Origin of the sequence: Nonomuraea sp. NPDC050536 (assembly GCF_044457685.1) — a bacterium.
Taxonomy (GTDB): Bacteria; Actinomycetota; Actinomycetes; order Streptosporangiales; family Streptosporangiaceae; genus Nonomuraea.
On sequence record NZ_JBITHD010000046.1, the window covers coordinates 1 to 10,047 of the forward strand.

12 protein-coding genes and 1 pseudogene are annotated in these 10,047 nt (G+C 67.3%); 8 read left to right on the plus strand and 5 right to left on the minus strand.

Going from position 1 to position 10,047, the window contains the following annotated elements:
- Positions 1-225: 225 nt before the first annotated feature.
- A complete protein-coding gene (locus ACIBHX_RS52140) occupies positions 226-1,995 on the minus strand; it encodes an alkaline phosphatase family protein (protein ID WP_397076484.1) in 1,770 nt (589 codons plus the stop codon).
- A 215-nt stretch (positions 1,996-2,210) separates the two neighbouring features.
- On the opposite strand from ACIBHX_RS52140, the gene ACIBHX_RS52145 reads away from it, so the two are divergent.
- From ACIBHX_RS52145 to ACIBHX_RS52170, 6 genes are all read left to right on the plus strand, one after another.
- A complete protein-coding gene (locus ACIBHX_RS52145) occupies positions 2,211-2,354 on the plus strand; it encodes a hypothetical protein (protein ID WP_397076486.1) in 144 nt (47 codons plus the stop codon).
- Positions 2,351-2,797 carry a transposase gene (locus ACIBHX_RS52150; RefSeq protein WP_397076487.1) on the plus strand — a complete coding sequence of 149 codons (447 nt, stop codon included), beginning with the start codon at positions 2,351-2,353 and terminating at the stop codon, positions 2,795-2,797. The genes ACIBHX_RS52145 and ACIBHX_RS52150 overlap by 4 nt, the downstream gene beginning before the upstream one ends.
- Positions 2,798-2,959: 162 nt before the next feature.
- On the plus strand, positions 2,960-3,553 hold the full coding sequence (locus ACIBHX_RS52155) for a GNAT family N-acetyltransferase (RefSeq protein ID WP_397076489.1): 594 nt from the start codon (positions 2,960-2,962) through the stop codon (positions 3,551-3,553).
- 352 nt (positions 3,554-3,905) lie between these two features.
- Complete coding sequence (locus ACIBHX_RS52160) at positions 3,906-4,757, plus strand: pentapeptide repeat-containing protein (protein ID WP_397076490.1); 852 nt, start codon at positions 3,906-3,908, stop codon at positions 4,755-4,757.
- A gap of 33 nt (positions 4,758-4,790) precedes the next feature.
- Positions 4,791-5,036 carry a hypothetical protein gene (locus ACIBHX_RS52165; RefSeq protein WP_397076492.1) on the plus strand — a complete coding sequence of 82 codons (246 nt, stop codon included), beginning with the start codon at positions 4,791-4,793 and terminating at the stop codon, positions 5,034-5,036.
- 88 nt (positions 5,037-5,124) lie between these two features.
- Positions 5,125-6,165: a hypothetical protein gene (locus ACIBHX_RS52170; RefSeq protein ID WP_397076493.1), complete on the plus strand. Its 1,041-nt coding sequence runs from the start codon at positions 5,125-5,127 to the stop codon at positions 6,163-6,165.
- Between the two features lies 1 nt (position 6,166).
- Here the strand turns inward: ACIBHX_RS52170 and ACIBHX_RS52175 are convergent, their stop codons facing one another.
- Positions 6,167-6,346: a hypothetical protein gene (locus tag ACIBHX_RS52175; protein WP_397076495.1), complete on the minus strand. Its 180-nt coding sequence runs from the start codon at positions 6,344-6,346 to the stop codon at positions 6,167-6,169.
- Between ACIBHX_RS52175 and ACIBHX_RS52180 the strand changes: the two are divergent.
- Positions 6,332-6,511: pseudogene (locus ACIBHX_RS52180) on the plus strand (IS5/IS1182 family transposase); the annotation flags it as partial. The gene ACIBHX_RS52175 and the pseudogene ACIBHX_RS52180 overlap by 15 nt on opposite strands.
- 392 nt (positions 6,512-6,903) lie before the next feature.
- On the opposite strand, the gene ACIBHX_RS52185 reads toward ACIBHX_RS52180, so the two are convergent.
- Positions 6,904-7,401 carry a GNAT family N-acetyltransferase gene (locus ACIBHX_RS52185; protein ID WP_397076496.1) on the minus strand — a complete coding sequence of 166 codons (498 nt, stop codon included), beginning with the start codon at positions 7,399-7,401 and terminating at the stop codon, positions 6,904-6,906.
- 87 nt (positions 7,402-7,488) lie between these two features.
- Here ACIBHX_RS52185 and ACIBHX_RS52190 point away from each other — a divergent pair, with 87 nt between their 5' ends.
- Entirely contained in the window at positions 7,489-8,346 is an 858-nt protein-coding gene (locus ACIBHX_RS52190; RefSeq protein ID WP_397076499.1) for a recombinase family protein, read from the plus strand.
- A 61-nt stretch (positions 8,347-8,407) separates the two neighbouring features.
- Here the strand turns inward: ACIBHX_RS52190 and ACIBHX_RS52195 are convergent, their stop codons facing one another.
- On the minus strand, positions 8,408-8,596 hold the full coding sequence (locus ACIBHX_RS52195) for a hypothetical protein (RefSeq protein WP_397076497.1): 189 nt from the start codon (positions 8,594-8,596) through the stop codon (positions 8,408-8,410).
- Positions 8,593-9,738, minus strand: a complete 1,146-nt coding sequence (locus ACIBHX_RS52200; RefSeq protein ID WP_397076498.1) for a TniQ family protein — start codon at positions 9,736-9,738, stop codon at positions 8,593-8,595. Before ACIBHX_RS52200 ends, ACIBHX_RS52195 begins: the two co-directional genes overlap by 4 nt.
- Between the last annotated feature and the right edge of the window lie 309 nt (positions 9,739-10,047).

The following is a 10,047-nucleotide window of genomic DNA, read 5'->3' on the forward strand; positions in this document are numbered from 1 at the left end:
AATGCATGCCGCGAGACTACGCACTCTGCAACGCCACCCAGCCGTTCGCCCCAGCCCCACAGGACGGGGCGAACGTTGCCTGACGCGGCACTAGTAGACCGGGGCCGCGATGGGCCGCCATCGTGCTTGGCATCCTTGGGTTGAGCGCGGGGGTGACCGCGCTCAGCGATCCTTGCTCGGCCGCGGTGCCGCCGGGCTGACGGCTTTCACGGCATCAGGCGTGAATCAGGGCCAGAGGTCGTTGAGCGGGACGGCGTACTTGTCGTTCTTGGTGAGGGTCGCCAGGCCGAGGGCGCTTTCGATGGTGCGCAGCACGCTGTAGTGCGTGTAGTGGATGTTGGACTGGTAGCCGGTCTTGGTGGTGCCGGGCGAGCCGAGCACGATCGTGGGGATGCGCTGGCCGTGGACGTTGTCGTCCTCGTCGAACGTGATGACCAGCAGCGAGCGCTGCTGCGTCCACGCGGGGGAGGTGAGGATGCGCGGCAGATTGTCGTGGAACCAGGTGTCGCCCACGGTGGTCGAGCAGTTGTGCATGCTGTGGCAGCTGTTCGGCTCGAACCAGACGAAGTTCGGCGTGGTCGCGGCGGAGGCCAGGTCGCTCCACAGCCGGGTGATCGGCTGGAGCTTGTCCAGGCAGCGGGCCGAGCCGACCGGCGTCATGTTCTTGAAGAACCAGAACGGCACGTTGTCAGGGTCGTAATCGCCGTTCTTGGTGGCGTTGCACGGGGTGCCCATGTCCTCGACGTACGCGCGCCAGGTCTTGCCGGCGGCCTCGGCGCGGTCGCCGATGTGGGGCGCGTCGATCTTGCCGATGTCGGCGGGGAACGGGTTGCTGACGTACCCGAACGTGCTCCCGCCCGCGACCGCCATGTAGTTGGGGTCGCTCGGGTGCACCGCACCGTAGGACTGAGCGAGTTTGACGCCGGAGCCCGCGAGCCCCGTCAGGTACGGCGCGGCGCTGTTGCCGATGACCTGGTCGTACGACCGGTTCTCCAGCATGACGAAGAAGACGTGGTCGAAGGCGGGTACGGCCGACGGCGGCACGGCCAGCGGCGCGGGGCTGACCGGCGCCGAGACCGACAGGGAGAGGCTGTCCGCGTACGCGTCGTTGTACCGATTGGCCGAGTCCCGCGCGGGGTCGCCGGTCAGCTGGACCAGGGCCGTGATGCTTCGGGTCTGCGCCGGGATCGGGGCGGAGGCCGTACGCTGCAAAAGTTTGGTGGCGTTGCCGCGGTCGGCCGCGGTGACCGGGCCGATCTGGCCGGTGCCGAGCGCGCCGCCCGCGCCGTTCCGGAAGGTGATCTTGACCGTGGCCGTGGAGATCTCGCTGGAGTAGCCGCCGAGCCAGCCGGACAGCGTGTACGTCGCCCCGCCGGCGTCGATCTGCGCGGCCCCCGCCGAGACGTCGACGGTCTGGGTGAGCGTGGAACTGCCGACCGGCCCGCCGGCGAAGAACGCCCCGCCGCGGTCGGCCGGACCGGGGGTGGACGCGCCGGGGAAGCCCTGCCCGGCGCTGTAGGAGACGGCCGTCGGGACGCCGGTGACCTGCCAGCCGGGCAGGGTCACGCCGTCATAGCCGCTGATCGAGGGGTCGCCGGCCTCGGCGTCGCCGTTCACCAGCAGGTTGGTGCCCGTGCTGGGCGCGGTGACCGTTAACGCCTGGGGTCCGGCCAGGATGGTGTACCCGTCGTTGTAGAGGTAGTACGCGGCGTAGCTTCCCGGCGCCAGCGAATCGGTCGCGAAGGAGACGGACCCGGAGGCGTTCGGCGCGTACTTCCACATGGTCGAGGCGACGCTGCCCGGCGTCTGCCCGGCCTTGTACAGGCCGACCCAGTTGGTCGAGCTCACCTGGGTCGTGCTGTACGAGGCGATGATCGTCTGCCCCTGAACGTAGGAACCCTTGTCCAGGCTCAGCGTACTGCTGGCCGCTAACGCTGGAACCGCCCACGCGACGGTCACCAGCACCGCCGCGATGAGCACACGAACAACCTTCATGGCCCTTCCCTTCAGCTGACTTCGTCCGCTCGACGTTCTCCCCCCGAAGACCAACTCCGCGCCAACAATGTACGAATGATTGCCCAACTTGTACATACAGGTTCAGCCTGACGGGCCGCCGGTGACGCCGCGCAATCTAGGCCACCGACCTGGTTCAGGAGGCCCTGGCGGCGCGTGAACTGACACCGGCGGTCCACCTGGCCGGCAAGGGCTACATGAGCGCGCACAACCTCGCGCGCGCCGATCGCCGCGGCATCGAACTGCTGGGACCGATGATGCCCGACAACGCCTGGCAAAGCGCCGAAGGCAACGGCTTTGCCGTCAGCGACTTCACCATCGACTGGGACAACCGGTCATGACCTGTCCCACCGGAGCCACGAGCTTGCCCTGGGCCAACGAAATCGATCAAGGCGGAACTCCTGTCATCCGCGTGCGCTTTTCCATGCGTAGCTGCAAGGACTGTCCCAGCCGGGACCTGTGCACCCGTGGGGCCAAGGGCCGGCGCATCACCCTGCGTCCGCAGGAGGAGCATGAAGCTCTGCAACGCGCACGAGCGAGGCAAAGCACCGACGAGTGGCAGCAACGCTATGCCCACAGGGCAGGCGTGGAGGGCACCATCGCCCAAGGCGTCAAAGGCTTTGGCCTGCGCAGATCCCGCTACCGCGGGACCGCCAAGACCCATCTCCAGCATCTGCTCATCGCCGCGGCGATGAACCTCACCAGGCTCGATGCCTGGCTGACAGGAACCCCGCTGGCTCCAACCCGCACTTCGCACTTCGCAGCCTTACGCCCTGCGGCATGACCGAATGGTCGGCGTAGCAGAAGTGCAGCGGTTCACTCTTACGATGAGCGCCGCAAACCAGGAGAATCGGTACCCGACATGATCTCTCAGCGGGTTGGTGCTCGTGGTGGTGGATGCTGTCGTGAGCAAGTGCGGTTGATCAATCACTCCAAAATTCGTTGGATGTCTGCCGAACATTCTGCGACCATCCGCACAGTGACAGATGAAGCCGATCGCCAGACGTCGTTCCCCACCAGTTCGAAGCACGTGCGCTTCGTCGACTTGTCGAGCACCGCGATGTCCGCTCTGCTCGATGGGGATCTGCCCGCAGCCAGCAACACGGCTGGGGTCGCGCTGACTGAGTACTTCGTGACAGACAGAGCACGGTGGCTGTGGCGGATTCGGATCGACCAGATGGCCGCCGATCCCCGCCACGCATCGTGGATAGCGCGGCAGGCGGTAACCGGGCCTGAAGGTGTCGTCATCGGTCATGCCGGGTTTCACGGACCGCCCGATGAGGCGGGCATGGTAGAGATCGGTTACGCGGTTGCTCCTGACTTCCGTCGCCAGGGGTACGGCCGAGCCATCCTGATCGAGTTGCTGCGTCGGGCCGCGGCCGAACCGGCGGTCAAGACCGTACGTGCGACGATCAGTCCCGATAATGTGGCGTCCCTGGCCACGATCGCTGGCTTCGGCTTCGTCCAAGTCGGCGAAGACTGGGACGAAGAGGACGGTCTCGGACTCATCTTCGAAGTCCCTGCCAACCGCAGCTGCTAGGTGCAACCAACCCGGTGAAGGTTACCGGTCACAGCATCCCGAGCCCCGCCCTCATCCTGTTGCTTTCAGCGGTGAAGCTGGCTCGGCATACAGCTCCTAACACGGGAAAGGCCCCGTGATCACGTTGCTGATCACGGGGCCTTTCCCGTTCGATCCACTTCGCCAACAGCGTCCCCAACGGCAGGTGAGGCTCGATCAACGACCACTCCTCATCGGTGAGCTCTCCACGCGCCATGGCGATGGCCTACCAGGATCGCAGGCCAGAGCGCAGGCAATCCCGCTGATCTCAACTCCGTACAGGCCCTAGAACTGGGGTCTGGCAGGAAGGCCGGTGTGATCGCAGAATGCGCTGATGAGATGGAGGCGTGCGGCGCCGTTGAGCCAGGAGGAGTTCGACGCGTTACCGGCCAAGGACCGGGCCGAGCTGCACCGCGCCGCGCGCGACAGCCGGCGGGAGCTCGTGGCGACCGTCCTGCAGTTCGTGACGGCCCTGGGCGTGCTCGGCGGGTTGCTGCTGACGGCGCAGGGCCTTGCGCAGACGGCCAAGTCGATCGAGGCCTCGCGCGAGGAGCTGGGCATCGCCAGGAAGGGACAGCTCACCGACCGGTTCACCAGGGCCGTGGAGCAGCTGGGCTCCGCGAGCGTGGACGTGCGGGCGGGCGGCGTCTACGCGCTGGAAGGGATCGGGCGCGACGCCGCCGAATACCGGCAGACCACCGTGGACGTGCTGGCCACGTACGTAGTGGGCAACGCCCGCCCGTCCGGGAAGAGCGAGGTGGCCAGGGATGTGCAGACCGCCCTCACGGTGCTGGGCAGGGTCCAGCCGGCGAGCCCGAAGAGCGGTTGGCTCGATCTGGCGCACAGCAAGATGTTCGGGACCAGCCTGAAGTCCGCCAACCTGATCGAGGCGGACCTCTCGGGCTCTCTGCTGCCGTTCTCCCACCTGTCGGGCGCCTTCCTGACGAACGCGAACCTGGCGAGGGCCAACTTCAACCTGGCGGACATGTCCCGCACGAGCCTGTGGCACGCCGACCTCCGCGGCACGGTCTTCCTCACCACCGATCTGAGGGGCGCCGACTTCACCGGGGCGAAGCTCGACGGCGCCTACTTCAAGAACGCGGACCTGCGCGGCGCCAAGGGCCTGCCGCCCGTCGCCGAGCTCAAGAAGCTCGTCCAGTGGGACGAACAGACGAAGTGGCCGTGACGTGCCGGTCGCGCCGATGGGATGATCGGCTTCGTGACGGTTCGGGCGAGGATCGCGGCGGCATGGGGATGGCATTCGCGCTGGATCGACGCGCATCCGGTGCTCGCGCCACCGGCATCGGGGATCGCGCTCTTCTGCGTGGGCGTCCTGGCGTCGTGGGCGGCCGGGGAGGACCCCACTCCATGGGGCCATCGTGTGAGATCCGCCGCGGCCCACCGCAAGCAGCGCGGCTCCCGCGGCGACCGCTACTCCTACCAGATCGCCATCGAACGCGCCTGACCCCCACAGCGATCCGTCGTTGATCGGATGCACATTCACCCGGTTCATCGTGCGTGAAGGAGGTCCATCGACGAGAGGCACGGCGACCATGCAACCCCTACCCACCACCGGTGTGGCCCGGTTCCCCAAGGTCCAGCAGTTCAAGGGCAAAGACAGCAAGGGCACGCCCGTCGACCTGATGGTCCAGGAGATCGTCATCCTCGGCGAGGCCGGCGATCTGGTCGAGGTCCGGTTCATCACGGAGCAGCTCATGGTCAAGGTCATCGAGCTCCACCATGACGCGGCCTACGCCTTCATGCAGCAGGGCATCCCCGAGCCTCGGCTCGACCCGGCCACCAAGACGGTCTGCCAGTACAGGTCCTGGCCGATTCCCGGGCCGTACAGCTCCGGCGACGCGCCGCATCCGTGGGACGTGGTCCAGGGCGCGAAGAACAACTGCAGGGTCATGTCAGGACTGCAGGTCCTGGCCCTGTGCCGGCCCAAGCTCCTGATGAAGGCGCTGACCTGTGACACGGCGACCGGCACGTGCACGATCAGGCTCCGCCGTACACCCGGCCCCCAGCAGGTGGCCGCCACGAACGCGCCGTTCGAGAAGTTCACCTTCTCCACCGCGCTGCCGTGCGTGCTGGGAGTCAACCCGCCCGAGCTGGTGTATGCGGGAGCCGGCGCCCTCACGAAGTATCTTCCGCTGTGGCCGTCCTTCTTCGAGAAGGCGCTGGCCATCATGTGGGGCGGGTACGGGGCGCTCACCGGCGCGGAGGAGCGCAGCCTGATGTCGGCGCTCGGCATCCACAACGTCACCACGCACCACTTCGCCAAGGACGTGGAACTGGACAACACAGCGGTGGTCATGGGCATGCAGACCGCCTTCGCCGCCTGCCTGCCCATGACCACGTTCATCATGGGCAAGCAGCACAACTACGGCGTCGTCGGCGCCGATGCCAAGGGCGTCATCATCTGCGACCCCAACAGCAGGCCGAACCAGACGTACTACGACCGCTGGGACGGCAAGCCCAACGTCTTCAACGGCCAGCGCGCCACCCTGGAGAGCTCGGCGAACTTCCCGATGTTCTTCACCTGGGACCAGTACTTCGACACCTTCATGTGGGTCCACATCTTCCAGCCGTGACCTAGGGGCTGACCAGGCGGCATTCGGCGAAGGACAGGCAGCCGCAGCCGGCGCAGCTGGTGAACCGGGCACGGACGTCTTCCAGGCGCTCGATGCGCTCGTCGATGTCCCTGCTCCAGCATTCGGACGCGCGCTGCCACACTTCCTTGCCCGGCGCCACGTCGTGCGGGACGTCAGCCATGATCAAGAGCTCTACAAACAGCGCAACACGGCCGAACGCTGCATCAACCGGATCAAGGAGTGGCGCGGGCTGGCCTTCCGCTTCGACAAGACCCCCGCAAGCTACCTGGCCGGCCTTCATCTACGCGGAGCCATCTTGTGGATCCGAAGCCTCCAACCCATCTAAAGATCAAAAGTTCGTACAGGCCCTAGGCGGTTGGCCAGTTCGAGCCGGGCCTGCTTGGTTGCCCACGAGGCCGCTTGGCTGAGCGCGCACCAGCGTAGGGCCGCCTCCACGCCTCGCCGGGACGGGATGTTCCCGGTCCGCAGTTGCTCGGAGACGGTGGCGAGCGCCTGCGGATAGCTGGTGCGGGCCATGCGCAGCGCGGCCCGGATGACGGAATGCGCGGGGCGGTGACGTAGCCGCGCCCACGTGGACGCTTCGCGCAGGAACCGGCTGACGGTCGCCGGGCGGGACAGGGCGGCCAGGTAGGCCAGCGGCCCGGCCAGGACGCAGTCCCCTCCGTCTCCGGTCAGGGTCCGGCAGTGGCAAGCCGCTGCCGGACCCCGTCGGGGTGCCTACTGGCCGGCCGGTGGTGTGGCGCGGTACAGGATGGCGTCCTGCTCAGCGTCAATGGTCGATCGCTGGTAGCCGGCCTTCTCCAGCACCCGGATCGAGGAAGGGTTCGATAGCTCCACGTTGGCGTAGACCGTGAGGACGCCTGGCGCGGTGAAGGCGAACTCGGTCAGGGCACGGGTGGCCTCGGGGGCGTAGCCGCGGCCACGCCGCGAGGGCACGATGCCGTAACCGATTTCCAGGGCGCCGTCGCTGGGCGGCCAGAACAGGCCGATCGAGCCGACCACCAGACCGCTGTCGAGCTCGATGATCTGACGGTGGCCGAACTCGCTCAGCCATGCGGGGTGCTTGTCGAACAGGCTGGCGATGACGTGATCGCCCTCTGCGGGGAAGTCGTCGGCCCAGTGCGCCGGCCGGACGCCGTTCAGGACGGCGGTGGCCTCGCTCGGGAGCCACGACCGCAGGATGAGTCGGTCGGTGGTCAGCTCTGTCGTTGACACGGGGAAGAAAGTAGACATGTGAGACTCCTGGTCGTTGGAACGACCCGATGCGCGCTAGTCGCGCGTGGGCCGGTTGAGGGCATGCTGATGAGGGCTGGTGGCAGCCATATTCATCAACCCCCTCGGACTCGGCGATCAGGCGTCTCGTACGCCGCCGCGACACTAGCAGCGCCAGCGCAAGCCGGGCAAAGCGTTAGTCTCTCCGACCGCTACGGCCGCAGCCTCCAAGACCTCATCAACATGGTCGCCGAGCTGCGCGAGCGCGGCATCGGATTCACCTCGCTGCGCGAGAACCTGGACACCACCACCCCCGGCGGCCGACTCGTCTTCCACGTCTTTGCCGCGCTCGCGGAGTTCATCCGCGAACTCATCGTCATCGGCACCAAGGAAGGCCTCGCCGCCGCCCGCGCCCGCGGCCGGGTCGGCGGACGCCCCAGCGTCGCCACCGAGGAGATCATCCGGGCCGCCCGCGACCTGCTGCCCGACCCCGGCCGCTCGATCACCTCGATCGCCAAGCTGCTCGGCGTCTCGCCGGGCACGCTCTACAACCACATCCCCGACCTGCGCGAACTGCGCGCCGGCGCAGTTCCCCGCCAGCTCTGGCCGCACGCCTCTTTCCGCGAAGGCGCACGGCTCTTTCCGCGAAGGCTTCGGTACGGCAGGCCGCCCCACCACCAGTCGCCGCACTTCGGCTGGGCTCTGTCCAGGGAGACGCCACGGATAGCAGGACGGGGCGGGCCGCCGTTACGACGCACGGAACCCGCCGAGGGGACCCGGCGGGCGGGTCCGGGCGAGACGTTACAGTCTCAACCCGTCCGACTGCCTGGCGTGAAGCGGAGCGAGCAACCCAGGTCGGCGAGAAGCGGCCCACCGGGCTCGCCGTACCCCATCAGCAACCGGAAAGCAGGAACCGGCTGTTGCGTCCCATTGATGTTGAGGCAGTAACTGGTCTCTGACCTGGCTGCCTCAGATAGGTGGGATTGTGGTTGGGGACAAGTCCCGTTGATCATGAGGCAGATCGGTGAATGGTCAGCTGATGAGGAGGATGCCCCTTTGCCGTGCGCGAAAGACGGCTTGGCGGCATCGTTTCGAGCACCAGCGCGACGGCCTCGGCAAGCCGCTGGATAAAGGTGTCGGTGGTGTCGTCGGGTCGCGGACGGACCAGGAACGGCAGGAGGCGGAGCTGGTTGTTCATGGTGCTTGGTATTGCTGCTCGCTCGCGTGGCGAGTGAGGGGCTGTTGCTCCAGAGCCCATCTCAGAAGCGGATCCCAAGCCGACAAGGGCCTGTAAGGCTGCCCGATTCGGTGGCCAACCTCGTGATAGAGCCGGTGAAGGGACTCGGGATCTCCGCTGGCGGCCAGGGCCCGCCAGGTTGGGTTCGCGAGCAGACTGTTCATCGCGATGAGCTCGGGGTAGGCGGCCGCCTGGGCTGCTGCAGGTGACGGCTTCCGCCTGGGCGCGAGAGTGTTCAGGCGCTGATCGCGGAGGCGGGTGAAGAGATTGCGGAAGGCCCAGAGGCGACGGATCTCGCCGGCTTCGTGGTAAGCATCGACGTTCATCGGGTAGCGGCCGAGCTTGAGCCGGCGGCGCTGGGCGCGGCCGATCTCGGGGATCTGGGAGACGTCGAGCTGGTCGGCCGGGCTGCTCGTGTCGGGGCCGATCCAGAGCTGGTGAGTCAGGCAGACGTTGTGCTGAGGCGCCATCCAGCAATCGACGGGCTCGAAGACGCCGCGGACCGCGGCGCAGTGCCGACAGGCCGGCCGAATGATTTCGAGATGGAAGCCGACAGCCTTGCCGTGCTCACCCAAAACGACATCTTCGCTGCTGCGCCGGAGCTCGGGCAGAGCCCGGCGCAGCGCGTCCTCGGACATGTCAACGGCCGCAGCCAGGCGGACGATGCTGACGGTCGTCGCCCTCGTGGGAAGAGCCCCGCGCAGTCGGCTGAGCAGGAACCGAGAGGAGAGGTGGTTGGCCTGGGCCAGGCGCTGGATATAGGAGGTGAGGGTCTCGTTCGGGATCGGCCTGGGACGGATCGGCAGGCCTCGGAGGCGGGGTTCGTGGCCGGCGAGAGGAGCGGACCCGGTCGTGCGAGCGCGCCAGGCCCGGGTTCGGCAGGCCGCGCTGCAGTAGACCAGGTCAGAGCGGGCCTGAACCTGCCCCGTGATGTCGCGCAGACAGGCCAGGCAGCGGCGAAAGGTGGCGGGCAGCTTGTCGATTTGCTCTTGTCGGCGGCGAGCCCTCCAGGCGCGCGATCGGCAGATGTTCGAGCAGTACTCGGCGCTGCTCCTGGCGGTGGGAGAAACACCGGCGACACCATCTCGAACCGAGTCCGCCACCCCGCCCCCAGCCTCGCTCTGTACCTCACCCGACGGACCCAGGTAGCGCAGGCCGAACCCAGCGCCGCCCAGAGGCCCTGCTGCTAGCACCGTCATCACACCGCCCGGAAGACCCTCAGAGTACGAAGATCCACACCATAGCGATCAATGCTGTCCTGTCTCATTGATCTTGGCGTGCGAAAGAGGCTCTGAGCTGCGGGACGCCAACTTGGTTGAGACACCGGGAAGCCGTTGGTCTCAGGGATCATGGCGTGCCGTCGTGGTCGGCTCGGGCGGCTGTCCGGTCTGACCAGCCCCGCGACAGGGTGA

What these genes read in the sequence shown, in the direction of transcription:
- ACIBHX_RS52195 (WP_397076497.1), bottom strand. Translation starts at nt 8,596, where the DNA reads ATGAACAACCAGCTCCGCCTCCTGCCGTTCCTGGTCCGTCCGCGACCC.
- ACIBHX_RS52175 (WP_397076495.1), bottom strand. Translation starts at nt 6,346, where the DNA reads ATGGCTGACGTCCCGCACGACGTGGCGCCGGGCAAGGAAGTGTGGCAG.
- ACIBHX_RS52160 (WP_397076490.1), top strand. Translation starts at nt 3,906, where the DNA reads ATGAGATGGAGGCGTGCGGCGCCGTTGAGCCAGGAGGAGTTCGACGCG.
- ACIBHX_RS52140 (WP_397076484.1), bottom strand. Translation starts at nt 1,995, where the DNA reads ATGAAGGTTGTTCGTGTGCTCATCGCGGCGGTGCTGGTGACCGTCGCG.
- ACIBHX_RS52190 (WP_397076499.1), top strand. Translation starts at nt 7,489, where the DNA reads ATGAGGGCTGGTGGCAGCCATATTCATCAACCCCCTCGGACTCGGCGA.
- ACIBHX_RS52145 (WP_397076486.1), top strand. Translation starts at nt 2,211, where the DNA reads ATGAGCGCGCACAACCTCGCGCGCGCCGATCGCCGCGGCATCGAACTG.
- ACIBHX_RS52150 (WP_397076487.1), top strand. Translation starts at nt 2,351, where the DNA reads ATGACCTGTCCCACCGGAGCCACGAGCTTGCCCTGGGCCAACGAAATC.
- ACIBHX_RS52170 (WP_397076493.1), top strand. Translation starts at nt 5,125, where the DNA reads ATGCAACCCCTACCCACCACCGGTGTGGCCCGGTTCCCCAAGGTCCAG.
- ACIBHX_RS52155 (WP_397076489.1), top strand. Translation starts at nt 2,960, where the DNA reads ATGTCTGCCGAACATTCTGCGACCATCCGCACAGTGACAGATGAAGCC.